Annotated in this window: 13 protein-coding genes; 7 read left to right on the forward strand and 6 right to left on the reverse strand. The window is 73.7% G+C overall.

All coding sequences use genetic code 11. The features are described from left to right. Nucleotides 1–459 precede the first annotated feature (459 nt). A complete protein-coding gene (locus tag ACFVFH_RS09840; RefSeq protein ID WP_356480180.1) occupies nucleotides 460–1,017 on the reverse strand; it encodes a MarR family transcriptional regulator in 558 nt (185 codons plus the stop codon). A gap of 155 nt (nucleotides 1,018–1,172) precedes the next feature. On the opposite strand from ACFVFH_RS09840, the gene ACFVFH_RS09845 reads away from it, so the two are divergent. Continuing rightward, complete coding sequence (locus ACFVFH_RS09845; protein WP_383765613.1) at nucleotides 1,173–2,471, forward strand: MFS transporter; 1,299 nt, start codon at nucleotides 1,173–1,175, stop codon at nucleotides 2,469–2,471. A 28-nt stretch (nucleotides 2,472–2,499) separates the two neighbouring features. Here the strand turns inward: ACFVFH_RS09845 and ACFVFH_RS09850 are convergent, their stop codons facing one another. Both ACFVFH_RS09850 and ACFVFH_RS09855 read right to left on the reverse strand, forming a co-directional pair. Further along, on the reverse strand, nucleotides 2,500–4,269 hold the full coding sequence (locus ACFVFH_RS09850; RefSeq protein WP_383765615.1) for a SpoIIE family protein phosphatase: 1,770 nt from the start codon (nucleotides 4,267–4,269) through the stop codon (nucleotides 2,500–2,502). 187 nt (nucleotides 4,270–4,456) lie between these two features. Continuing rightward, nucleotides 4,457–5,917: an NAD(P)/FAD-dependent oxidoreductase gene (locus ACFVFH_RS09855; protein ID WP_383765617.1), complete on the reverse strand. Its 1,461-nt coding sequence runs from the start codon at nucleotides 5,915–5,917 to the stop codon at nucleotides 4,457–4,459. A gap of 340 nt (nucleotides 5,918–6,257) precedes the next feature. Here ACFVFH_RS09855 and ACFVFH_RS09860 point away from each other — a divergent pair, with 340 nt between their 5' ends. Next, nucleotides 6,258–7,256: a TetR/AcrR family transcriptional regulator gene (locus ACFVFH_RS09860; protein ID WP_383765619.1), complete on the forward strand. Its 999-nt coding sequence runs from the start codon at nucleotides 6,258–6,260 to the stop codon at nucleotides 7,254–7,256. A gap of 1,276 nt (nucleotides 7,257–8,532) precedes the next feature. Then, the gene (locus ACFVFH_RS09865; RefSeq protein WP_383765620.1) at nucleotides 8,533–10,560 is read left to right on the forward strand and encodes a sigma-70 family RNA polymerase sigma factor; all 2,028 of its coding nucleotides are present in this window, start codon (nucleotides 8,533–8,535) and stop codon (nucleotides 10,558–10,560) included. Here the strand turns inward: ACFVFH_RS09865 and ACFVFH_RS09870 are convergent. Together ACFVFH_RS09870 and ACFVFH_RS09875 are read right to left on the reverse strand one after the other, a co-directional pair. After that, nucleotides 10,547–14,749, reverse strand: a complete 4,203-nt coding sequence (locus ACFVFH_RS09870; RefSeq protein WP_383765622.1) for a BTAD domain-containing putative transcriptional regulator — start codon at nucleotides 14,747–14,749, stop codon at nucleotides 10,547–10,549. The two genes, ACFVFH_RS09865 and ACFVFH_RS09870, sit on opposite strands and share 14 nt — an antisense overlap. A gap of 258 nt (nucleotides 14,750–15,007) precedes the next feature. Continuing rightward, nucleotides 15,008–17,119, reverse strand: a complete 2,112-nt coding sequence (locus ACFVFH_RS09875; RefSeq protein ID WP_383765623.1) for an asparagine synthase-related protein — start codon at nucleotides 17,117–17,119, stop codon at nucleotides 15,008–15,010. Nucleotides 17,120–18,370: 1,251 nt separating this feature from the next. On the opposite strand from ACFVFH_RS09875, the gene ACFVFH_RS09880 reads away from it, so the two are divergent. The 4 genes from ACFVFH_RS09880 to ACFVFH_RS09895 all read left to right on the forward strand — a co-directional run bounded on the left by ACFVFH_RS09880 (nucleotide 18,371) and on the right by ACFVFH_RS09895 (nucleotide 24,691). Further along, entirely contained in the window at nucleotides 18,371–20,185 is a 1,815-nt protein-coding gene (locus ACFVFH_RS09880; RefSeq protein ID WP_383765625.1) for a sporulation protein, read from the forward strand. 163 nt (nucleotides 20,186–20,348) lie between these two features. Next, nucleotides 20,349–21,605: an L-2-hydroxyglutarate oxidase gene (gene lhgO, locus ACFVFH_RS09885; RefSeq protein ID WP_383765627.1), complete on the forward strand. Its 1,257-nt coding sequence runs from the start codon at nucleotides 20,349–20,351 to the stop codon at nucleotides 21,603–21,605. Nucleotides 21,606–21,609: 4 nt separating this feature from the next. Continuing rightward, nucleotides 21,610–22,686 carry a tRNA (guanosine(46)-N7)-methyltransferase TrmB gene (trmB, locus tag ACFVFH_RS09890; RefSeq protein WP_383766738.1) on the forward strand — a complete coding sequence of 359 codons (1,077 nt, stop codon included), beginning with the start codon at nucleotides 21,610–21,612 and terminating at the stop codon, nucleotides 22,684–22,686. Between the two features lie 418 nt (nucleotides 22,687–23,104). Then, complete coding sequence (locus ACFVFH_RS09895; protein WP_383765629.1) at nucleotides 23,105–24,691, forward strand: PrsW family intramembrane metalloprotease; 1,587 nt, start codon at nucleotides 23,105–23,107, stop codon at nucleotides 24,689–24,691. 17 nt (nucleotides 24,692–24,708) lie between these two features. On the opposite strand, the gene ACFVFH_RS09900 is transcribed toward ACFVFH_RS09895, so the two are convergent. Beyond that, a complete protein-coding gene (locus ACFVFH_RS09900; RefSeq protein WP_383765631.1) occupies nucleotides 24,709–25,653 on the reverse strand; it encodes an aldo/keto reductase in 945 nt (314 codons plus the stop codon). Between the last annotated feature and the right edge of the window lies 1 nt (nucleotide 25,654).

The following is a 25,654-nucleotide window of genomic DNA, read 5'->3' on the forward strand; positions in this document are numbered from 1 at the left end:
ACTCTATCAGACTCTTTCGTGTCCGATTCCCGGCCGAAGCGGGATCCTGCATTTTCGCTTTCCAGTTCTTCGCTTTCGCGCTTCCCTTTCCGGCGAGTCCGACTCTATCAGATCCTTTCGGGCCTGATTCCCAGTCAGCGGGGTTTGTCTTCCCGGCCGTTGGGCCGTTCCGACGTCCAATACTCTAGCGGATTTTCCCGGCGACTCATAATCGAGTCCTCGAAATCAATTCCGGCATGCCGAAATTGCTCCCGACGGGAGATCGTGCTGAGTTTTGGTTGCCGCATTCGCGGCGGGATCGGTTGTCGCAGAACCGTTCCGGCCCCGTGACAACTCGAAGAACCTTACGGACCGATGCGTGGTGTGTCAACCCCGGCAGGTCAAGCCCTTTTCCCACGTGCTGGACACACGACCGGGCGCGAGGCGGGACCGCGGCGGGGCAGGAGCCGGGCCGCCCGTTCAGTCCAGGTCGGTGAGGCGGCCGCCCGCGTCCGGCTGGGCGTGCTCCACGCGGCGCAGCAGGCGGATCAGCATGTCGCCCAGGCCGCCGCGCTCGTCGGCCGTGAGGTCCTGGAGCAGGTCCTCCTCGAAGTCGGTGGCCATGCGCATCGCCTCCAGCCACTTCGTCCGGCCCTCGTCGGTCAGCTCGACGATCACGCGCACCCGGTTGTTCTCGTCCCGGTCGCGGGTGACCAGGCCCTCGCCCGCCATCCGGTCGATGCGGTGGGTCATCGCCGCGGGGGTGAGGCCCAGGCGCTTGGCCAGCTCTCCCGGGCCCAGGCGGTACGGGGAGCCGGCCAGGACCAGGGTCTTGAGTACCTCCCACTCGGCGTTGCTGATGCCGAGGGCGGCGAGCTGGCGTCCGTACGCCACGTTCATCCGGCGGTTCAGCCGGCCCAGGGCCGAGACGACCTGCTCGACCTGGGGGTCCAGGTCACGGAACTCTCGCTGGTACGCGGCGATCTGCTCGTCGAGGCTCGGCTCCTGCGGTCCGGGCTGCTCGGTGGTGTCAGGCATGGCGGGCAGTATGGCACGCCCTCCAAAGCCGTCGAAGTCCTTCGGTCTGTATTGTTGAGGTTCTAACTTTAGTGCTAAAGTCTTCGGGTTCGAGTCGTTCGGATGGCTCGGCATATCGCTTCGAGACCTTGAGGTAGGTGAGTGTGACCAGGGAGATGGGTGCAGCACTGCGGCGGATCCAGCTGGGGAGCGCGCTGAGCGCGTTCGGGCTGGGGTTCACCGTTCCGTATCTGTACGTCTATGTGGCACAGGTACGGGATCTGGGTGCCGGCACCGCGGGAGTCGTACTGGCGGTCTTCGCCATGGCGGCACTGGCCGTTCTGCCGTTCACCGGGCGGGCCATCGACCGGCGCGGGCCGCTGCCCGTGCTCGTCGTCGCCTCGGCCGTCGCCTCCCTGGGCGCCGTCGCCCTCGGCCTCTCGTCGGGCGTGACCGCCTCCGTGCTGTCGGCCGCGGTCCTCGGCGCGGGTACGGCGGTCATGCAGCCGGCCCTCGCCACCATGCTCGTGTGGTGCTCCAGCACCGCCACCCGTACGCGCGCCTTCGCCATGCAGTTCTTCCTGCAGAACCTCGGGCTCGGCATCGGCGGGCTGGTCGGCGGGCAGATCGTCGACACGGACCGGCCGGAGTCCTTCACCCTGCTCTTCCTCATCGAGGCCGCGATGTTCGTCGTGCTCGGTGTCATCTCCTGCACGGTGCGGCTCAACCGCGCGCCGTCCTTCCCCGACGCCAGGCCCACCGACGGGTCCAAGGCGCCGGGCGGGCTGCGGGTGCTGCTCTCGCACCGGGCCATGGTGCAGCTGTGCGTGCTGGGCTTCGTGCTGTTCTTCGCCTGCTACGGACAGTTCGAGTCCGGGCTCGCCGCGTACGGCACCGAGGCCGCCGGCATCCAGCCCTCGACGCTCGGGATCGCGCTGGCCGCCAACACCGCCGTCATCGTCGTGGCGCAGTTCGTCGTGCTGCGGCTGGTCGAGCGCCGCAGGCGCAGCCGGGTCATCGCCTCGGTCGGCCTGATCTGGGCCTTCGCCTGGATCGTGGCGGGATACGCGGGGCTCGGGCACGGCAGCCAGACCATGGCGACGGCCGCGATGATCTCCACGTACGCCCTGTTCGGACTCGGTGAGTCGATGCTGTCGCCGACCGTGGCCCCGCTGGTGGCCGATCTGGCGCCGGAGTCGATGGTCGGGCAGTACAACTCGGCGTTCGCGCTGTGCAAGCAGCTCGCGCTGGCGGTCGGACCGGCCGTGGGCGGGCCGATGGGGGCGACGCTGCACGGGCCGTACATCGTGACGTTCGTGCTGTTCTCGCTGGGCATCACGGCGCTGGCGCTGCGGCTCGGCCGACGGCTCACCCCCGTACAGGACCAGCCTTCGCTGGAGGCGGTGCCGTCCCGGGTGGTGGCCGTGTCGCTGCCGGACGCGGAGACCAGCTCCGCCCCGGCCGCCGCCCGCTGAACGGACGGCTCCCGTCCGTCGCCCGGTCTCACCGCGGCAGGGCGAATTCGCACCAGACCGCCTTGCCGCCGCCCGGTGTGCGGCGGCTGCCCCAGGACGAGGCGATCGTCGCGACGATGGAGATGCCTCGGCCCGCCTCGTCCGCCGGATCGGCCCGGCGTCGGCGCGGCAGGTGGTCGTCGCCGTCCGTCACCTCGATGATCAGGCGCCGGTCGGTGCGCCGCAGCCCCAGGCGCATCGGCGGGGTGCCGTGCTTGAGGGAGTTGGCGACGAGTTCGCCCGCGGCCAGCACGCCCAGGTCGCAGAGCTCGACCGGGAACCGCCACGAGGTGAGGACGCCGGTGGCGAAGGCGCGGGCGCGCGGGGCCGCCTCGATTCCGCCGAGGAGGTCGAGCGAGGCGTTGTGGAACAGCTCCGCGTCCGGCCCCGTGCGGGCGGGGTGCTGGACCACCAGCACGGCCACGTCGTCGTCGTGCTCCGCGGTGACACCGAGCGAGCGGATCAGCCGGTCGCAGACCACCTGCGGCGACCCCTTGGCGCCGGACAGCGCGCGTTCCAGCGCGGCGACGCCCTCGTCGATGTCCTCGCTCCGGCGCTCCACCAGCCCGTCCGTGTAGAGGACGGCGGTGGAACCGGGCGGCAGCCCGATCGTGCCCGAGGTGTGGATCCAGCCTCCCGTGCCGAGCGGCGGCCCGGTCGGGTCCTCGGCGCGGTGGACCGTGCCGTCCTCGTGGCACACCAGGATCGGGAGGTGGCCGGCGGAGGAGTAGACGAGCCGGCCCTCGTTGGGGTCGTGGACCGCGTAGGCGCAGGTGGCGATCTGGCTGGCGTCGATCTCGGCGGCCAGTCCGTCCAGGAGCTGAAGCACCTCGTGCGGCGGGAGGTCGAGCCGGGCGTAGGCGCGTACGGCCGTGCGGAGCTGGCCCATCACGGCGGCGGCGCGCACCCCGCGGCCCATCACGTCCCCGATGACCAGGGCGGTGCGGCCCGCGCCGAGGGTGATGACGTCGTACCAGTCGCCGCCGACGGCGGCGTCCGTGCCGCCGGGCTGGTAGGTGGCGGCGATCCGGAGGTCGTCGGGCTGCTCCAGCTCCTGCGGGAGCAGCGAGCGCTGGAGGGTGACGGCCGTCTCGCGGTGGCGGCGCTCGCTGGTGCGGAGCCGTTCGGCGGCTTCGGCGTGGTCGGTGACGTCGGCGGCGTACACGAGCACGCCGCTCTCGCCCCCTCTTGCCCTGTCCCTGGTGCCCTTGTCGGCCCTGGGCTGCTTTCCGGGGCCGCCCCTGCCGCTGTCGCTCTCCCCGTCCCGGTGCACCGGGGTGCAGGTCACGGTGTACGAATTGCCGCTGCGGACCTTGCGGGACTTGACCGTGCGGGGGGTGCCGCTGCGCAGGACCTGGTCCATGAGGGGCAGCAGGCTGAGTTCGTGGAGCTCCGGCATGGCCTCGGCGGCGGTGGCGCCGACCGGGCGGTGGCCGAAGGCGGCGGCGTAGGCGTCGTTGACGTACGCGATCCGGTGGTCGGGGCCGTAGACCAGGGCCACCAGGGCGGGCAGCTGGCCGAGGATGTCCTGGGCGGAGAGGTCTTCCAGCGCGGGGCCGTCCGGCCGGGGCGCCCCGCCGTGCGCGTCGTCCCGCGGTGCGTCACCGGCCCCGCCGTGCGGATCGCCGTCCGGCGGCCGGGGCCCGGCCTCGGGCTGTGCGTATTCGGCGCGGGCCGGGGGCACGGAACTGCGGTCGTCCCGTGCGGCGGCGCGGCGCTGCGTTCCGGGTAGGCGGGCGCTCCAGCGCGTGAAGTTCACGGAATTTCTGGCCTCGTGTGTCGGTCTGGTCCGCTCTTGCGGGCTGCTCACTGTCGGTCACTGCCGGCCGGGTCACTCTGTGCAGATGTGGGCCCACCTATGGTCACACGTCCAGTGTGACGGACCGTACGGACAGTCGTCGGTACGGTCCGCCGCCGGGCGGGTGCGGGGGTGGTCCGACGGTTCGTCAGCCGCCGTCGCGCGGCGGGCCGTCGGTCCCGGGGGGCCGGCGGGGCCCCGGTGGGCCGTCCGGGTGGGGCGGTCCGTCGGGCCGGGGGCGTCCGCCGCCCGCGGCGAGCTCGAACTCGGCTCGCGGGTGCTCCAGCGAGCCGAGCGAGACGATCTCGCGTTTGAAGAGCCCTGCGAGGGTCCATTCGGCAAGGACGCGGGCCTTCCGGTTGAACGTCGGGACCCGGCTGAGGTGGTACACGCGGTGCATCAGCCAGGCCGGACGGCCCTTGAGCTTGCGGCCGTAGACATGGGCGACGCCCTTGTGGAGGCCGAGCGAGGCGACGGAGCCCGCGTAGCCGTGCCGGTACTCCTTGAGGGGCTCCCCCGCGATCGACGCGAGGATGTTCTCGGCGAGGACCTTGGCCTGGCGCACCGCGTGCTGGGCGTTGGGCGCGGTGGTCCGGCCCGGCTCCCCGGCGGTGAGGTCGGGTACGGCGGCGGCGTCCCCGGCGGACCAGGCGTGCTCGACGCCCTCGACGGAGAGCCGGGCCGTGCACCGGAGCCGGCCGCGCTCGTCGAGCGGCAGACCGGTCGCGGCGAGGACCGGCGCGGGTTTGACGCCCGCGGTCCACACGAGGGTGCGGGTCGGGAACCGGGAGCCGTCGCTGAGGACGGCGATCCGGTCCTCGCAGGACTCCAGCCGGGTGTCGAGTCGTACGTCGATGTTGCGGCCGCGCAGCTCGCGGATCGCGTAGGTGCCCATCTCCTCGCCGACCTCGGGAAGGATGCGGCCGGAGGCCTCGACGAGGATCCATTTCAGGTCCTCGGCCTTGATGTTGTGGTAGTACCGCGAGGTGTAGCGGGCCATGTCCTCCAGCTCGGCGAGGGCCTCGACGCCCGCGTATCCGCCGCCCACGACGACGAAGGTGAGCGCGGCGTCGCGGATGGCGGGGTCGCGGGTGGCGGAGGCGATGTCCATCTGCTCGATGACGTGGTTGCGCAGGCCGATGGCCTCCTCGACGGTCTTGAAGCCGACGCCGTGGTCGGCGAGGCCGGGGACCGGGAGGGTGCGCGAGACGGAGCCGGGGGCGAGGACGAGTTCGTCGTACGGGATCTCGACGGCGTCGGTGCCGTCCTCCCCCGTGGCGAGGGTGGTGACGGTCGCCGTGCGCTTGCCGTGGTCGATGCCGCGCACCTCGCCGATGACGATCCGGCAGTGGGCGAGGACGCGGCGGAGGGGCACGACGACATGGCGCGGCGAGATCGAACCGGCGGCCGCTTCGGGAAGGAACGGCTGATACGTCATATAGGGCTCGGGCGTGACGACCACGATCTCGGCCTCACCGCTTCTGAGTCTCTGCTTCAGCTTCCGCTGGAGACGCAGCGCCGTGTACATCCCGACGTAGCCGCCGCCGACGACGAGAATGCGCACGCCCGGCGGGGGGCCGGGGGGTGTTCCCCCGGAATCTGAAGCCATCACCACCCCATGACGCAACGTGCTCAGGGGTTTGTCCACAGCCCGAGCAAATTGTGTGACCGGAGGTTCTCGACGGGCGGTCGGGGCGTGGCGCGGTGGTGACCGGCAAGCCGCGCAGGTCAGGGGTTGGGGCGGGGGTCGCGGGCGGGGGTCGAATCAGTGACCAACCGGTCCTTGCTCCGATCGGGGGGCGCTCCGTGCGGAACTACCCCCTTCTGAATTGAGCCGGGCTCAACTATGTTCGTATGTCGTCGGGGTGGCGGGTTGGGACGATGATCCACCCTCCGGCTCAAACGGCGGGAAGTCTCCGGGGGGAGACGTCATAACCGGGGGAAAAGTTATGCATATTCAGGATTCTCATTGGCCGACTGCTGCTGCGGTTCCGTCCCATTCGTCCGACGGAACGGGACGAAACGGAGCGGTGGGAACGATCGGGGCGGCGTCGACGGGGTCGGTCGTCACGGTCGGAGGGAACGGGGCGCCGACGGGGACGCCTGCGGCGGCGTCCACGGCGACGTCGGCCGGGGCGAACGGCCGCACGGCTCCGCTGCGCGTGGACGCGCAACGCAATCTGGAGCACGTCCTGAGAGCCGCGCGCGAGGTGTTCGGCGAGCTGGGATACGGGGCCCCGATGGAGGACGTGGCGCGTCGCGCCAGAGTCGGGGTCGGCACGGTGTACCGGCGGTTCCCGAGCAAGGACGTGCTGGTCCGGCGGATAGCCGAGGAGGAGACCTCCCGGCTCACGGACCAGGCCCGGACCGCGCTCGGCCAGGAGGACGAGCCGTGGTCGGCGCTGTCGCGCTTCCTGCGGACGTCCGTGGCCTCGGGCGCGGGGCGGCTGCTGCCGCCCCAGGTTCTGCGGGTCGGCGTCGACGCCGATTCCGAGGCCGACGGCTCGGCGGTGGCCGGGGATTCGGTGTCCGTGCCGGGTTCGGTGGCCGTACCGGGCTCGGGGGCCGTACCGGCGTCCGGATCGGTATCGGCGTCCGGGGCGGTATCGGTACCGGCATCGGGCAGTGGCCGGGACGAGGCCCGGGTGCCTCAGCAGCGCCAGGGAGTCGGTCACGCCGACCTTCGGGCTGCGGAGGGGCATGCGTCCGGGGAGACCGGAGTCGAGGACGACGGCACGGGTGCCGGCGAGCTGCTGGAGGTGGTCGGCCGGCTGGTGGACCGGGCACGGGCGGCCGGTGAGCTGCGCCGCGATGTGACCGTCGCGGATGTCCTGCTGGTGATAGCGACGGCGGCGCCCTCGCTGCCTGACGCGGCCCAGCAGGCCGCTGCTTCGAGCCGGCTGCTGGACATCCTGCTGGAGGGGCTGCGCTCCCGGCCGAGCGTCTGAGCGGGGGCCTGCGCGAGGAGCCTGCGCGGTGCAACCCCCGCGCGGGGAGCCTGCGCGGTGCAACCCCCGCGCGGGGAGCCTGCGCGGTGCAACCCCCGCGCGGGGAGCCTGCGCGGTGCAACCCCCGCGCGGGGGGCCTGCGCGGGGGCCGCACCGACTGACTGAGCCGGGCGTTCGTGTGAACCGGGGGTGTGAGACGTGCCCAGCCTCAACCAGCGGACGTGTGAGGGGCGTTCTTGTTAGCCGGGGGGTGTGGGGTCCTGCGCGGGATGCCCGCGTGGGGCCGCACCGACCGTCTGAGCGGGGTGCCTGCGTGAGGCGGCTGCGTGAGGTGCCTGCATGAGGCGCCTGCTCAGGACGCTCGCGTGCCCCGGTGCCCCGGTGCCCCGGTGCGTCGGGGCGTCGGGGCGCGGAATGTCCGTGTGAACGGAGTGCGCGGGCGCGGTGGTGCGCGCGAGTGCGGTGAAGGTGAACTCGGGTGCGCGGGCGTGGTGATGGCCGGTGGTGGCTGCTGCTACGCCCGGTGGGCCGACACGAAGGCGTGAGCACGGGAGCATGAGCACAGGATCGTGGGCACGAAAGCGTAGAACGACGGTGCGTTCCGTGCCCTACCGTGCACTGCCGTACGGCAGTGCCGTACGCGCGAGGGCTGCGCGGTGGTGCGTACATGCGTGCGCGAGGTGTGTCGTGTCCCAAGGGTGTTCTTGCCCTGACCGGTTGGTTGATGCGCGCACGTCTGCGGCGTGTGTCCGCGTGACGGCCGGGGCCATGCGCTCGGGGGTACGCATACGTGCGCGGCACGGACGAGCGTGGCGCGGGGCCTGCCTCTCCGATGGGTCCGTTCGCGCGGGCGGGTGCGGGGCGTGGGGGCTGGCTACGGGTGGGGCCCGTGTGGCGTGTGGTCGGGACGGTTGTGGCGACGGGCACGAAGGGGGATGTGGCCCGTTTTGATGGGGTCTTGGTCGACGACCCATGAGGGCCCGGCTCGGTCCACTCGGCGCCCGTGGGCGGCGTTCACGGTCGTCCCGGCCGCCGCCGAAAGCCGCGTACTCCCCGTTGTCGCACGCCTGACCTTCTCGCATTGCGCACTGGGGCTGCACAACTCGCCCACACAGAAGGGAAGAGTGATCGTTTCACGAATGGATGGCCGTTAGTACTTACATTCGGAAAAACGCCCCGGATGAGTGGTTGCGGGGGCTGGGCGTTCGTCGTGATTGCGCCATGTGGCACTCTTGCCCGATGTTCGGGTCCGACGGCGTATACGGGGGCTACCGCGATGAGCGGTGACGGGCAGCAGGAAGAGTCGTTCGACGACATCTCCGCCACGGGCGGTGTCACGGAGGCCGGTGGGCTGTCCGCCCGACAGGTACCGAGTCAGGCCGGGCCGGGGCGGTCGAGCGGTGACGCCGAGGGCGGCACCGTCCTGCCGGGCCCGTGGCCCGCATCCACGGATCCAGGTCAAGGCCAAGGTCAAGACCAAAGCTCTGGTCCCGAATCCGACGCCTCGGTGCCGATGCAGCGCGAGGGCGGCAGCACCGCCGCCGATGGCTCCGGCACCGCTCCGTCCGACGCCGAGTTGATCCAGCAGATGCGGGACGGCGACGATCTCGCGTACGAGGAGCTCTTCCGGCGGCACTCCGCCGCGGTGCGACGCTACGCGCGCAGCTGCTGCCGGGACGCCCACACCGCCGACGACCTGACGGCCGAGGTCTTCGCCCGCACCTTGCAGGCGGTCCGCCGGGGCAAGGGACCCGAAGAGGCCGTACGGGCCTATCTCATGACGGCCGTCCGCCATGTCGGCGCCGCCTGGACCAAGACCGCGAAGCGGGAACATCTCGTCGACGACTTCGCGGTGTTCGCCGCGCAGGCCGTCCAGACCTCCCAGGTGTCGGACGCGGACACGCTCGACCTCGGCGCCGATGTGCTGGCGATGCACGAGGCCGAGCAGTCGATGGCCATGCAGGCGTTCCGCAGTCTGCCCGAGCGCTGGCAGGCCGTGCTGTGGCACACCACCGTGGAGGAGGAGTCGCCCAGCGAGGTCGCCCCGCTCTTCGGGCTGACCGCCAACGCCACGGCGGTACTCGCCAGCCGGGCCCGTGAGGGCCTCAAGCAGGCCTACCTCCAGGCGCATGTGAGCCAGGCGCTCACCGCGGGCGGCGACTGCGCGCGCTACGCCGACCGGCTCGGCGCGTACGCCCGGGGCGGGCTCCGCATGCGGGCCGAGCGCGGCCTACGCGGACACCTGGAGGAGTGCTCCAAGTGCCGTCTCGCCGCGGGCGAGCTGGCCCATGTCAACGCCGGGATCCCCGCGCTGCTGCCGGTCGCGGTCATCGGCTGGTTCGCCGCCGGGTACGCGCTCAAGGCCGCCGGGATCGTCGCCGGTGGCGCGGCGGGAGCCGCGGGCGCGGGCGCCGCGGCAGCCGCCACCGGGGGGAGCTCCGGCGGAGGGGCGGCCGGAGGCGCCGCGGTCTCGGAGGGGCTCGGCGCCCCGGCGAAGGCCGGAATCGCGGCGGCGGTCGTCCTGGCCGCGACAGCCGGACTGGTCTGGGCGCTGGCCGGCGACAACCCGCCGGAGCCCGAGGCCAGGCCCGCGACGAAACCGGCCGCCGTGGCTCCGGCGCCCTCGCTGCCCCCCGAGCCGACACCCCCGGCACCGAAGCCCGCCCCGCCCGCGCCCCCGGCTCCCGCCCCGCCGCCCGAGCCCCGGCCGAAGCCGACGCCCACCCCGACGCCCACCCCGACGCCGCCCCCGAAGCCCGCCGCCGAGCCGACGCCGCCCGAGCCCACACCCCCCGCGCCGGAGCCCACGCCGACCCCGACACCGACACCCACACCCACACCCACGCCGACCCCGACACCGCCCGCGCCGACCGTCTACAAGGTCAGCGAGCTGAGCTACTCGCTCACGGGCGACCACACCGAACCGGAAGTCGTGCTCGGCGAGAGCAGCTGGGTCTGGCAGCGTTCCAACGTGTCGATCGGCGGCACGAGGTACGAGCACGGCGTGACCGTCAACGGCAATTCCTCGGTCACCATCCAGCTGAACAGGCAGTGCTCCCGGTACGAGGCGATGGCCGGGATCGACGACATGACCCTGGGGCTCGGCTCGGTGCGCTTCTCCGTCTTCAACGGCGACGGGGCGCGGCTGTGGCGGTCCCCGGTGATGAACGGCGACGATCCGGCCGTTCCCGTGGACGTCGGTATCGCCGGTCAGCAGAGCATCCGGCTCGTCGTCGAGCACGCCGGGCCCGGTGGGTTCATGGCGCTCGCCGACTGGGCCGATTCGAGGATCAGTTGCCAGTGAGCCGGTCCGGGGTGAGGCCGGAGGTGAAACCGGGCGCCTCCGCACGCCCCTGCGCTCCCGCGCACCCCGCCTCCCCCGCACGCCCCGCTTCCCCTGCACGCCCCGCCTCTCCCGCACGCCCCGCTTCCCCTGCAAGCCCCGCCTCTCCCGCACGCCTCTGCTCTTCCGCACGCCCCAGGGTGTCCGGGCGCTCCGGGGTGTCCGGGCGCTCCGGAGCCTCCGGGAGTTCCTCGGTGATGCGGGTCAGGAGCTCGATGACGTCGTCGACGGTCAGCTCGCGGCCCGCGGCGCGCTCCGCCTCGTACGGCTGAGCCCCGAGCTCCTCGCGGGCCCGCCGCCCGGTCTCGTCCACCTCGGCCTGCTGGGCCCCGGTCCGGGGGCCGAACAGGCGCCAGCCGTCCGCCGCCGCCAGAATCCGTACAGCGGCCCGGGTGTGGCCCACCTTCGGCAGTGCGGCGGCCGCGCACTCCGCCAGATGTCCGGTGACGAGCTCGGGGCACTGGGCGTTCCTCGCCGCCCGGAGCGCCGCCGCCAGACCCCGTACCCCGGCGGCCGGGCCGCGGCCGGGTCCCGGCTCGTGCACCGTGATCCGGGCGGCCAGCCCCTCGATCGCCGCGTTGAACTGGGACGGCGGGCTGCCCCGGCCGACCACGCCCGCCGCCTCGGTGACCAGGCGCCGCGCCTCCGCGATGTCGCCCCGCTCCAGGGCCGCGGTGGCACTGAGGAAGTGGCAGAAGGCGAGGGCGTCGTGCACCTGGTAGCGCTCCGCCTCGTGCTCGGCCTCGACGAGGTTCCGTTCGTACTCCGCCGTGTCCCCGGTCCGGTAGGCGAGTTCCGCGAGACGGGCGAGGAGGAAGGGCGCCTCGGCGTGCGCCCCGACCTCGCGGGACAGCAGCAGCGCCTCCTCGTACGCCGCTCGGGCCTGCGCGAACCGTCCGCGCATCACACTCGCCTCGGCGGTCGCGCTCGCGACCTGGGCGCGGATCCAGCGGTCGCCGATGCGGCGGCTCAGCTCGCGCAGCTCCACGAGATCGGTGTCGATCCCGGGCATGCCACCGGGCATGTCGACGGCCATGTGGGTACGGAACATCAGGGCGAGGCAGTACTCCCAACGGCCGCCGTGCACACGCGTGTTGTCGACCACCAGGTCGATCAGCGCGTGGGTCTCGACGGTCGTGCGGGTGGTGAACAGGGCCATCGGCCAGAGCAGCCCGGGGAAACGGGCGGCCTGCGGACCGCAGGACCGGAACACGTCGGCCACCCGGTTCATCCGGTCCCGATGGCACTCCTCGTCGTGGACGGCCCCGGCGGGACGGCTCTCCACGACGAGGAAGTACCGCAGCATCTCCAGGTGCATGCGCGGCCAGTAACGGGAGTCGCTGCTGTCGGTCGGCATCGGACCGAGCGCCACCACGCGCTCGGTCCAGGCGAGGCCCTCGGAACGGAAGTTGCGCAGCCACCAGAACCACCCCATGCCGAGCACCAGCCGTGCGGCTTCCGCTTCGGCCGGGCTGGTGACGAGGGTGCGGTGGAGGGCGGCGCGGATGTTGTCGAGTTCCGTCTCCAGGCGTTCGATCCAGGGCAGCTGGTCGCCGGAGCGGAGGAGCGGCTCGGCCTTCTCGACGAGCGCGAGGAAGTACGCGGTGTGCGCGTCCGCTGCGGCGGCGCGTATCTCCGGTGCCTCGGCCGCACGTTCGGCGGCGTACTCGTGGATGGTCTCCAGGAGGCGGTAGCGCATCTCGCCGGTGGTGGTCGGGGTGGCGACGACGAGGGACTTGTCGATGAGCGCCCCGATCAGATCGGCGGCGGAGGGCTGGTCGGGGAGGGAAGACCGGTCGGGGACGGAGGACCGGTCGGGGGCCTCGGCGGGTGCCGTCCCGGTGGGCGGGGCATCGGTGGGCGGGGCATCGGTGGGCGGCGCTACGGGGGTGACGACGGCTTCCGCGGCCGACAGGTCCCAGCCGCCCGCGAAGACGGAGAGCTGCCGCAACGCCGTGCGCTCGTCCTCGTCGAGGAGGTCCCAGGACCAGTCGACGACCGCGCGCAGGGTCTGCTGGCGCGGCAGCACCGTCCGACTGCCGCCGGTCAGCAGACGGAACCGGTCGTCGAGGCGGTCCGCGATCTGACGGGGACCGAGCATCCGCAGCCGGGCCGCGGCGAGTTCGATGGCGAGTGGCTGACCGTCGAGCCGTCGGCAGATCTCGGCGACGGCCTCCGCATCGCCCGCCGCCCCCTGCCCGAGGTCGAAACCGGGCCGTACGGCGCGGGCCCGTTCGGCGAACAGCCGGTGGGCGGGGTCGGCCGGGAGCGGACCGACCGGGCGCACGGATTCGCCGGGGACACCGAGGGGTTCTCGGCTGGTGGCGAGGATCCGCAGCTGTGGGCAGTGGGTGAGCAGGGTTTCGGCGAGGCTCGCGGCCGCGTCGATGACGTGCTCGCAGTTGTCCAGGATGAGCAGGAACGGGCGTATGCGGGAGCGGCGTGCCAGATGCTCGACGAGGAGGCCGGTCGGATCGGTGCGCGGCGACTGGCCCTCGCGGTTGTCACGGAGAAGGGCCGTCTCGCGCAGCCCGAGAGCGGAGAGTACGGCTCCGGGTACGTCGGCGGGGTCGTCCACGGAGGCGAGTTCGGCGATCCAGGCGTCCGTACCGGCCTCGGGGGTGGTCGGGGCTGATGAGCCTGGCGTGGCTGGCACGGCTGGCGTGGCTGGCGTGGCTGGTAGCGCCGGCGGGCCTGGCGGGGGCGTCTGGGCTGCTGAGACCGGCTTGGGTGTCGGGACTGCTGGGGCTGTCGGGACTGCCTTCTCTGTCTGTTCTGTCTGAGTCGCCTGGGTTGTCTGGACTGCCTCCGTCGTTTGTTCCGTCTGAGCTATCTGAGCCATCTGATGGGTCTGATGGGTCTGAGCTGTATGAGCCGCCAGGAGCGTGGGAGTTGTCAGGGACGGTTGTGCTCCACGCGCGGCGGCCTCCTCGGCCAGCCGGGTCTTGCCCGAGCCGCCAGGTCCGGTGAGGGTCACCAGACGGGAGCGGGTCAGATCGGCGCGGATGGAGCTCAGCTCCGGCTCGCGCCCCACGAAGGAGGTGAGCCGGGGCCGCAGGTTGCCGTGAACGGCGGCGAGGCCGGACGGTTCGTGCGGATGCAACGAGCGCGCGCCGGGCTCCCGCCCGTCCGACTCCCGCGCGCCCGGCTCATACGGGCGCGCGAGGGGCGAGCCCGGCAGCACCCGCGCCGCCGCCACAGGCTCCACCACGGATTCCACGGGCTCCGCGGAGTCCGCGGGCTTCACGGGCTCTGCGGACTTCACGGGCCCTGCGGACTTCACGTACTTCACAGATCCCGCAGATCCCACAGACCCCATTGGCGACGCAGACCCCACAGCCCCTACCGACCGCCCCGACCCCATCGATCCCACCGACCGTCCCGACCCCGGCCCCGCCTGCGGCGGGCGGGCGAGCAACTCGCGGTGGAGTGCGAGCAGTTCCGGCCCCGGGTCCGCCCCGAGTCCATCGGCGAGGGTCCGGCGGGCGTCCTCGTAGGCGGCCAGCGCGTCGGCCTGGCGGCCCTCGGCGCGCAGGGCCCGCATCAGCTGGGCCCGGAAGCGCTCGTCGTACGGCTGGGCGGCCGCCAGTTCCATGAGCTCGGGTACGAGGGAGTTCGGCCACGCCCCGCCGTCCGTGCCCGTCTCCGCGCACCGCAGGTCGGCCTCGATACGGCGTTCCAGCGCGGCCAGCCGGTGGCCCTCGGGGCGCAGGGCGTGGCCGTGGTCCCGGTCCGGCAGGTCGGCCAGCGCGGGGCCGCGCCACAGGGCGAGCGCGGTACGGAGCGTGCGCGCGGCCTTCGCGGGGTCGCCCGCGTCGAGTTCCCCGGCCCCCTCGCGGCAGAGCCGCTCGAACACATGGAGGTCGACCTCGTCGGGCCCGGCCACCAGGCGGTAGCCCTCGTAGGTGCTCGCGATCGCATCCCTGCCCAGCACCCGGCGCAACCGGCCCACGAGGGCCTGGAGCGCGGCGGGGGCATCGTTCGGGGGATCCGCGGCCCACACGTCGTCGACCAGTTCGGCGACGGGGGCGGCGCGTCCCGCACGCAGGGCCAGGGCGGCGAGGAGGGCACGCAGCCGCGTACCGCCCAGGGGCAGCACGCCGCCGTTCTCGTCTCGTGCCTCGGTGACGCCCAGGATCAGGTAACGCATCGGGCCATTGTGTCCCGCACCCACGAGGGCCGCCCCACGCTTTTGCCCGCGCCCGGACAGCGGCAGCCCGCCCGCGGTGCGCCGCCTGCCCCGTACCGGAAACGCCACCCGCTCCGTACCGAGAACGCCGCCCGTCCCATGCCAGGCGCGCCATCCGCTCCGTACCGGGAACACCGCCCGCCCCATACCAGGCGCACCGCCCGTCCCATACCAGGCGCGCCATCCGCCGCCCGCCGCCCGCCGTCCGCCGTCCGCCGCCTACGGTTGCAGCGTCCGCCTGGCCGGGGTGACTCCGCCCGCGACCGCGCGCTGGCGGGGCGCCGCCGTGCCGGTCCAGCAGGTGCCGCGCCGTGACACCAGGCGGCGGAGCCAGAGCTCCGTGGACGCCAGATGTGCCAGGCCGTCCAGCGGAAGCGGTTCGCCCTCGGAGGCCGCGCGCAGGGCCTTCCGTACGACGCGGGCCTCGACCAGGCCCGCGTCGGCGAGCAGCGGGGCGTCGAAGAGGGCGATCAGCTCGGGCAGGGCGGCGCGCAGGCCGGTGCGGGCGAGGGCGTGCGAGGTGGCGACGGAGGGGGTGCCCCAGCCCGGCGGCAGTTCGTGGATGCCCGCCCCGGCGAGCACCCGGCGCAGGATCGCGGCGCGGGCGCCCGGCTGGACGCGGAGCGATTCGGGGAGCGCGCGGGCGGCGCGTACGACCTGGTTGTCGAGGAACGGGGCGTGCAGCCGCTGGCTGCGGTTCTCGGCGGCCTGCTCCAGGATCCGGTGGTCGGCGGCGTACCGGGCCAGGGCCGCCCTGGCGCGCGCCTCGCCGGGGCGCTGGACGGAGACGGGGCGGACGGCCGCGTCCTGCAGGCGGGCCGCCACCTCGGCCAGCGCCTCGCCCGTGAGCCAGCGGGCGGCCGGGCCGGGCCGCGACCAGGCGAGGGCGGCCAGGGAGGCCTCGGCGGGGGTGTCGAGGTCGGGTGCGTGCCGGTTGGCGTCCGGGAGCCGGCCGGCCGCCGCTTCCAGTCCCGTGCGGTACGACGTCCGGGACAGCCGACGGGCCGCGCGGTAGACGGTGAGCGGGACGAACAGGGAGTGCGCGCTCGGGCCCTCCGCCCTGGCGAGCGCGGCGACCGGGCGCAGCAGATGGCGTCGGCGGCGGTCCATCAACAGGTCGGCGAGGCGGGCCGGGTGGGCGTCGAGGACCTGTCGGGCGCCGCCGCCGACGAAGTGGTCGGCGCTGCCCGCGGCGAGGCGTCTGCGGTGGCGTTCGGCGACGACGAGCGCCGGGGCGGGTTCGTCGGTGAGCGGGCCGCCGCCCAGGCCCGCGTAGGGCAGGGCCTCCTCGCCCGCGGCGACGACCACGTGGTGCAGGCGCGGGTTGGCGGCGATGACGCGGGCGCGCTCCAGTTCGTCCTCGTGTCCGTGCGCGGTGAGGTCGTTGAGGGTGACGGCGAGCAGTCGTTCGCCCGCTCCCGTGCCGTGGCCGAGGAGGGTGCCGGGCAGGCCCGGAAGTCCGGCGGCGAGCAGGGCGAGGGTGCCGGAGGCGCTGCCTCCGGACAGGTCGGCGCCGATGCCGGGGACGGGTGCGCCGCGGGCGGCGCGCCGTTCGGCGGGGCCCATGCCGGGCACCGGGCCCGGGTCGGGGGGCACGGTCTCGGGGGCGTGGCGCGGGGCCAGGAGCCTGGCGCGCACGGCTTCGACCAGGGCATCGCGTACGCCGTCGACGGCGCTGACCGGGTCGAGCTGGGGGGCGGCCACGGCGAGGGAGGCCACCGCCTCGTAACCGGTGATCTCGCGCGAGCCCTCGCGGAGGATGAGCGCGTGGCCCGGCGGGATGCGCTTCACCCCGGCGTACGGGGTGCCGTCGCGCAGCGCCTCCGGCGTCTCGGGGCAGGCGAGCAGTGCGGCCAGGTGGCCGATGTCCAGCTGGGCCTCGATGAGGTCGGCGAGCGGGAGCGCGGCGGTGGCGTACGCCGTGCCGCCCGCCCAGGGCGTGTAGAAGACGGGGCGGGCGCCGGCGAGGTCGCCGATGATGGTGATGCGGCGGCCGATCTGGACGACGGTCGTGTAGCTGCCGGGCCAGGAGGTGAGGTGGCGCAGGGCGCCGCCGCGGGCGGCGAGGAGGCCGGAGCGCAGCTGTTCGTCGGTGGCGCTGCAACAGCCGAGGACGGCCATCCGGGCGGTGGGCGCGCCTTCGGTGGTCTCGACGGTGGTGCGCCGGATCTCGTCGGGGCGCCAGTCCCCCACCGCCCAGAGCGGATCCGGGTCGCCCCAGAGGAGTTGGGAGCCCACGGGGTGCATCGTGCGGCCCTCGTCGCCGGGGCCGACCGCACCGGCCGTACCGAAGCTCGCGGCGATACTGCTCCACCCCACCAACCAACGCATCGCCGCCTCCACAGGCTGTGGACAAAACGGCGCGACAGGGCAGTATCGGGAGAACTCCGGTAACGCGCGGCGCCGTTGCGAACATGCTGCCACGTCAACGGCGCACAGGAAGGGCTCCGTGGGGCGCACGTCGGAAGGGCATGCGCCCCTGGCAAAGGCCGGGCCGGACGGTCAGCCTGGAGGGTGGCCGGGCAGGTGGCCGGGCCGGGCGCGGGCGGACGCGTACCGGCGACCAGTCGGCGGCACCCCCGGCGGCGCGGCATCACGCGCGACCCGCGCCGGATACTCGGGCCGCCAACCGACTTACGCGCCACGCAAGTTGACGCCCTCTTATGAGCCAGATCCATGGGCCGAAATCCAGCCAACCACGCACCGCGCGGGAGCCGCCGACGGGCGACCGGCCGTACAACTGCCGTACGACTGCCGGGCGACCCACGGGCGACTCACGGGCGACCGCCGGGCGGCCCACGGGATGTCCGCGAAACCGGCACCCCAACCCCAGGCGACCGACGACATTCGGCCATTCTTGGCGGAGGTCGGAACTCCGCGAAGGTCAACTCGCCGTGCCGGACGTCCGCTTTCGCCCCGCTTCGCTCCCCGAAACCTCCCGAATGCCTCCCGGAACCCTCCGACCCCTCCGGCAGCCGCGAACGATCTCCGCCGGAACCGCCGATGCACAGTCCGGGAGGCGTCGTTCACCTCCCGGACCGGTCCGCCGCCTGCGGGGAATGAGGCGGCAGTGTCCCCCAGCCCACTGAGTCGTGTGCAGTGGGCCGACCCACGCAGCACTCATGGAAACCCTTCCGAAACCGCCCGACGAGAGCGCACGGCCGGGCGCACGGCCACACGCCAGGGGCACGTCCGGGACTCCGCGCACAGCGCCGTCACCATGGACGGACAACGCCTTCACGTGCCGTTCCCGTGCGCCGTCGAGCCGGTCCGCGGCCCCGGTCCGCCCGGCGCCCGACCCGGACGAGGAGGCCGCCCGGACCGCGCCGGGGGCGCAACCGCCCCGCCGCCCCCATCCGCACGGACAACAATCCCGCCATACGGACGTCTGCCCCTTAACGGTAGGGATGCGGCGAACTACGCTGGGTTTACTGAGGTTCTCTGCAGGAGGCATATTCCTCGGGGCTCGGCCATATGCGTGTGCGGCCGGAGTGCCGGGGCCCGTCACTGGGGAGGACACGGTACGAATGCCGCGCGCCGCAACGGTGACGCGGCTGCCGTCTGTGTGTCGAGGGGTGGCGCATGTCCAGGGAGCAACGCGGACCGAACGAGAAGCTCGGAACCGTTCTCGCCCTCGCGGGAATCAGCAACGCGGGGCTCGCCCGGCGGGTCAATGACCTCGGGGCGCAGCGCGGTCTGACACTGCGGTACGACAAGACATCGGTGGCCCGGTGGGTCTCCAAGGGCATGGTGCCGCAGGGCGCCGCGCCGCATCTCATCGCCGCGGCGATCGGCGCCAAGCTCGGCCGACCGGTCCCGCTGCACGAGATCGGGCTCGCGGACGCCGATCCGGCGCCGGAGGTCGGGCTGGCCTTCCCGCGCGACGTGGCCGAGGCGGTCCGTTCCGCGACCGAGCTGTACCGGCTCGATCTGGCCGGGCGGCGGGCGGGCGGCGGCGGGATCTGGCAGTCGCTCGCGGGCTCCTTCTCGGTCAGCGCGTACGCGACCCCCGCGTCCCGCTGGCTGATATCCCCCGCCGACGCGACGGTGGCACGGGACGCGGCGTCGGCCGGGGCAACCACTCCCGAGCCGCAAGGCGCACGGGGCGCACGCAGCGGTGCGGGGGCGCAGAGCCCGCCGGGCAAGGCGGCGGGACCCGCCGAGCCGGCGCCCGTCCCGCAGCAGACGTCCGGTCCGGGCCCGAGGCCCGGCGCCCCGGCCGCGCTGAACGCCCGGACGGCGCTGAACGCCCAGGCGGCCAGGACGGCGCTGGGCACGCTGGGAGCGCTGGGTACGCGGCAGGCCCCGGCCATCCCCGCCCAGCCGAGCCCGGAATCCGCGTCCGCGTCCGCGCGGTCGTCCGCGGCCGCGACCGCCCCCACCGGCAGCACCACCGGCGCCACGAGCCCCACGGCGGCCACCGGCACCGGCACCGGCACCACCACGAGCCCCACGACCACCACCAGCGACATCTCCCCGCTGCGGGTCGGCCACAGCGATGTCTCCAAGCTGCGCGAGGCGGCCCAGGACGCCCGCCGCTGGGACTCCAAGTACGGCGGCGGGGACTGGCGTTCCTCCATGGTGCCCGAGTGTTTACGGGTCGATGCCGCGCCGCTGCTGCTCGGTTCGTACAGCGACGAGGTCGGCCGGGCGCTCTTCGGCGCGGCGGCCGAGCTGACCAGGCTCGCCGGGTGGATGGCCTTCGACACCGGCCAGCAGGAGGCCGCGCAGCGCTACTACATCCAGGCGCTGCGGCTCGCGCGCGCCGCGGCCGACGTCCCGCTCGGTGGCTATGTCCTCGCGTCGATGTCGCTCCAGGCGACCTACCGCGGCTTCGCCGACGAGGGGGTCGACCTCGCGCAGGCCGCCGTCGAGCGCAACCGGGGGCTCGCCACGGCCCGCACCATGAGCTTCTTCCGCCTGGTGGAGGCGCGCGCCCATGCCAAGGCGAACGACGCGGCGGCCGCGGGGTCCGCGCTGAAGGCCGCCGAGGGCTGGCTGGAGCGCTCCCGGGACGGCGACGCGGACCCGTCCTGGCTGGGCTTCTACTCGTACGACAGGTTCGCGGCCGATGCCGCGGAGTGCCATCTCGACCTGAAGGCACCCCGCCAGGTCCGGCGCTTCACCGAGCAGGCGCTGTCCAGACCCACCGAGGAGTTCGTCCGCTCGCACGGGCTGCGGCTCGTGGTGTCGGCGGTGGCCGAGCTGGAGTCGGGCAACCTGGACGCGGCCTGCGCCGCGGGCACCCGGGCGGTGGAGGTGGCCGGCCGCATCTCCTCGGCCCGGACCACGGAGTACGTACGGGACCTGCTGCACCGGCTCGAACCGTACGGGCACGAGCCGCGCGTCGCGGAGCTGCGGGAGCGGGCCCGGCCGCTCCTGGTGGCCCCCGCCTGACCGGCCCGGCCCGCCTGCCGGAGGGCGTACGGACGGTGTCCGGAAGGTATCCGTCCGGCGTCCGGCGTACCAAGGGCCGTAAAGATCGGGCGCCACGCTGGGCCACACGGGTTTGAGTGCGTTGTCAGTGGGTCAGTGCACTATCGGGGTGGGAGGTGGCGTGATGATGACGCACGCGGCGTACGACTGCGATGTGCTGGTGATCGGCGGCGGGATCGTCGGGCTGTCGACGGCGTACGCGATCACGCGCACCGCTCCGGGCACCCGGGTCACGGTCCTGGAGAAGGAGCCCGGCCCGGCCCGGCACCAGACCGGGCGCAACAGCGGAGTGGTCCACAGCGGCATCTACTACCGCCCCGGCTCCCTCAAGGCCCGTTACGCGGTGCGCGGCGCCGCCGAGATGGTCGACTTCTGCGCGGAGCACGGCATCGCGCACGCGGTGACCGGCAAGCTGATCGTCGCGACCGAGCGCTCCGAGCTGCCCCGGCTGCACGCCCTGGTCCAGCGCGGCCGACAGCACGGGCTGCCGGTGCGCGAGCTGGGCCCCGCCCAGATCACGGAGTACGAGCCGCAGGTGAGCGGCCTCGCCGCGATCCGGGTCGGGTCGACCGGGGTGTGCGACTACGGGGCGGTGGCCGCCCGGTTCGCCACCGAGGTGAGCGGGGCGGGCGGGGTGATCCGCTACGGGGCGGAGGTCACCGCGATCGACCGGCGCCCCTGGGGCGTGGCGGTGCGCACGGCGGACGGCGTGGTGGTGCGCGCCCGTGCGCTGGTCAACTGCGCCGGGCTGCACTGCGACCGGGTGGCACGGCTCGCGGGCGACGACCCGGGGATGCGGATCGTGCCCTTCCGGGGGGAGTACTACGAGCTGACGCGGCCGGAGCTGGTGCGCGGTCTGGTCTATCCGGTGCCCGATCCGGCCTTCCCGTTCCTCGGCGTCCATCTGACCCGGGGCCATGACGGCAGCGTCCACGTCGGGCCGAACGCGGTCCCGGCCCTGGCCCGCGAGGGGTACGGCTGGCCGGTCGTCCACCCCCGCGAGCTGGCGGACACCCTCGCCTGGCCCGGCGCCTGGCGGATAGCCCGCAGACACTGGCGGTACGGGGCGGGCGAGGTGCGCCGTTCGCTGTCCAAGCACGCGTTCACCCAGGCCGTGCGGCGGCTGCTGCCCGAGGTGACGGAGGCCGATCTGAGACCGGCACCGGCCGGGGTCAGGGCCCAGGCAGTGCTGCGGGACGGCACCCTGGTGGACGACTTCCTGATCCGCGAGGCCCCGCACACCGTCCATGTGCTGAACGCCCCGTCGCCCGCCGCGACGGCCTCGCTGCCCATCGGGCGGGAGGTGGCACGCAGGGCGCTGATCCGGGCGAGGGAGACGGGGTGGAGACCGCCCGCCGTAGAATCGGGGCATTGTGTCTGAGCCCATGAACCCCTCCGAGGGCCGCTCCGCGAACCTCTCCGAGGCCACCCCCGAGAACCCCGCCGCGAGCCCTTCCGCCCCGGCGCCCGAATCCGGTTCCGCAGTGTCCGGCTCCGCCTCCACGGCGCCCGGCTCCGGCTCCGGCTCCACGGCGTCCGACTCCGGCTCCGGCTCCACGGCGTCCGACTCCGGCTCCGGCTCCACGGCGTCCGACTCCGGCTCCACGGCAGCGGGCTCCGGTTCTGCGGCGCCCGCCGATGGACCGGCTGCCGATGGACCGGCCGTCGGCGGACCGGCCGCCGCCGGGATTCCGGACGAGCTGCGTGCCGCCTCCTTCGAGCGGCAGCGCAGGCTGCGCCAGGAGCCGCGCTTCCCGGGCGGGCCCGCCATCGACCCGGCCGGTTCGCACCACGAGCGGCGGATCCGCAGCTTCCAGCCACGCCGCAGCCGGGTCACCCCCGGCCAGCAGGACGCCCTGCTGCGGCTCTGGCCGAAGTGGGGCCTGGACATCGACGGGCAGCGCGTCCTCGATCTGCCCGAGCTGTTCGACGGGCTGCCGGCCGTGCTGGAGATCGGCTTCGGCATGGGCGAGGCCACCGCGCAGATGGCCGCCGAGGACCCGGGCACGGGCATTCTCGCCGTCGATGTGCACACCCCCGGTCAGGGCAATCTCCTCGGCCTCGCCGACCGGAACGGCCTCACCAACATCCGGGTGGCCAACGGCGACGCGATCATCCTGCTGCGCGAGATGCTCGCACCGGACGCGCTGGACGGCCTGCGGGTGTACTTCCCCGACCCGTGGCCCAAGAAGCGCCACCACAAGCGGCGGCTGATCCAGCCGGAGTTCCTCGACCTGGTGGCGCAGCGGCTGAAGCCGGGAGCCGTGATCCACTGCGCGACGGACTGGGAGCCGTACGCCGAGCAGATGCTGGAAGTGCTGACCGCGCACCCCCTCTTCGAGAACACCCAGGCGGACGGCGGCTACGCCCCCCGACCCGCGTTTCGGCCGCTCACCCGGTTCGAGGGGCAGGGCCTGGACAAGGGCCATGTCGTGCACGACCTGCTTTTCGCCCGCCGCTGAACCGCGCGTAGCCCGCTGGCGGGGGCCCGTACGGGGTCCACGCGCGGGCCGGGCGGGACCAGCTGGGCGGGTCGTCCAGCCGACCCGACGGAACCACCTGACTCGACGGGACCAGCCAGGCAGGTCGTCCAGCCAGCCCGACGGGACCAGCCGGGAGACCGAGCCAATGGGACGACCGAGCCCAGCGGGACGACCATGCCCAGCGGGACGGACGGACCCAGCGGGACCACCGAGCCCACCGGGCCCAGCGGGACGACCGGGCCCAGGGGGACGGACGGACCCAGCGGGACGGACGGACCCAGCGGGGGCCACCGAGCCCAGCGGGTCCGCTGAGCCCGTGGACCGGCCGGTCCGGCCCCCTGGACGGCCGGGCGCCCCATGGCCAGGTGTCAGTGCCGCTGGTTAGGGTCATCGAGTGGTGTCCGACGGGTCTGTCCAGCAGCGGGAGTCGCAGCCCGCCGTCCCGCTCCTTCAGGAGCAGCGGGTCGGCGAGATCCTGGCGGCCGTGCCCGAGCGCGGGCACTGGCGCTACCGGCCCCGCCGCGTCGGCAGGGTGTGGCGCAGCCGGACGTTCCGCGTCGTCGTGGTGGTCACGGTGCTCGCCCTCTGCGGTCTGGCGATCCTGGCCCTGGTCCGCGATCAGACCGGCACCCAGGGCTTCCTCGTCGGTCTCGGCCTCGCCGTGCTGCCGGTGCCGCTCCTGACGGCGGCCTTCCGCTGGCTGGACCGGGTCGATCCGGGCCCCTGGCGGAACATGCTGTTCGCTTTCGCCTGGGGTGCGTTCGCCGCCGCCCTGGTCGCGATCCTCGCGAACTCGTTCGCGACCCGCTGGATAGCCACGACCACCGCCGATCCGTCGAACGCCGACACCCTCGGTGCCACGGTCATAGCCCCGGTCGTCGAGGAGAGCGCCAAGGCCGCCGCGGTCCTGCTGATCTTCCTGTTCCGAAGACGGGATTTCCACGGGATCGTCGATGGCGCCGTGATCGCCGGCATCACCGCGAGCGGCTTCGCCTTCACCGAGAACATCCTCTATCTCGGGAACGCCTTCGGCGAGGATCAGCAGATCGGCACCACGGGCTTCGTATCGGTGACGGCCGCGACGTTCTTCGTCCGGGCGGTCATGTCGCCGTTCGCGCACCCGCTCTTCACGGTGCTGACCGGCATCGGTTTCGGGCTCGCCGCGGCCGCCCCGCGCCGGGCCCGCGTCCGCCGCATCGCGCTGCCGCTGCTCGGGCTCGTCCTCGCCATGGGCATGCACGCGCTGTGGAACGGGTCGGCGGTCTTCAGCCCGTACGGCTTCTACGCGGTGTACGGCGTGTTCATGGTCCCGGTCTTCGGCCTGGTGACCTGGCTGGTGATCTGGTCGCGCCAGCGGGAGCTGCGGACGCTCGCCGCCGAGCTGCCCGCCTACGCGGCCGCCGGCTGGCTGACCCCGGCGGAGCCGCTCGCCCTCGCCTCGATGCGGGCCCGCGGCCTGGCCCGCGACGCCGCCCGCCGGAAGTACGCCATGGCGGCCCGTGGCTCCTGGCAGAGCCCGTACGGGCCCGTCCCGGCCCCCTCCGCCCAGGCGAAGGCCGCGGCCAAGGCCCACGGACAGGCGGCCGCCCAGGCCGTCGCCGAGTACGAGTCGTTCGCGACCTCACTGGCCTCGCTGCGGCTCCGGGCCCGCCGCGGGACGGCGGGCCCGGACTTCGCCGCACGCGAGCTGGAGCTCCTGCACCATCTCTGGCAGCGCAGGGAGGTGGCCGCGCCCGCCCTGGCGTACGCGGCGCAGGCGACGGGCCGGCTGCGCCCCTCGTACCCGCAGCCCCCGTACCCCCAGCCGTTCTCGCAGCACGCGCGGTATCCGCAGCCCGGCCCGCGCGGTCCGCACGGGCCGGGCCCCCGGCACGAGCCGCGTGCGCAGTACCCGCAGTACGGCGGTCATCGCGGCGGACACGGCCCGGGGCCGGGCCCCGGGCCGGTCGGCAACCCGTATCCGGCGCCGCAGCCGCCACGGTAGGACGGCCGTGCGTCAGGTCAGGCGGACGCCTCGGTGAGCCGGGCCAGCTCCTGCTCGGTCAGCGACAGGTCCGCAACGGCCACCAGCGCGGGCAGCTGCTCGACCGTACGGGCCGAGGCGATCGGCGCGACCACGGTCGGCCGGGACGCCAGCCAGGCCAGCGCGACGGTCGCGATCTGCGCGTCGTGCTCCTTGGCGACCTCGTCGAGCGCCGCCAGGACCCTCTGGCCCCGCTCCGAGTCCCGGTACTGGGCGACGAGCTCCAGCCGCGCGCTCTCCACCGTGGCGCCCGGACGGTACTTCCCGGTGAGGAAGCCGGAGGCCAGCGCGAAGTACGGCACGGCGGCGAGCCCGGCGCGGGCGGCGGTGTCCTGGAGCTCGCCCTCGTACGTGTCGCGGGAGACCAGGTTGTAGTGCGGCTGCAGGGCGACGTAGCGGGCCAGGCCCTCGCGCTCCGAGAAGTCCAGGGAGGCCTGGAGCCGCGCGGGGCTGATGTTGGAGGCGGCGATCTCCCTGACCTTGCCCTCCTTCACCAGCTGGTCGAGGGTGGTGATGATGTCCTCGACCGGCACGCTCTCGTCGTCGAAGTGCGTGTAGTAGAGGTCGATGTGGTCGGTGCCGAGCCTGCGCAGCGACGCCTCGGCCCCGGCCTTGATGGTGGCGGGCGCGAGCCCCTTGTACGAGGGGTGGGTGGAGACCTTGGTGGCGATCACGACATCGGCGCGACGGGAGCGGGAGGCGAGCCACTTGCCGATGACCGTCTCCGACTCCCCGCCCTCGTTGCCCTGCACCCAGGCGGAGTAGCCGTCGGCGGTGTCGACGAAGTTGCCTCCGGCCTCGACGTAGGCGTCCAGGACGGCGAACGACTGCGCCTCGTCGGCGGTCCAGCCGAAGACGTTGCCGCCGAGGGCGAGCGGGAAGACCTGAAGGTCCGAGGAGCCCAGCTTACGAAGAGAAGTCATG

Origin of the sequence: Streptomyces sp. NPDC057697 (assembly GCF_042799335.1) — a bacterium.
Classification (GTDB): domain Bacteria; phylum Actinomycetota; class Actinomycetes; order Streptomycetales; family Streptomycetaceae; genus Streptomyces.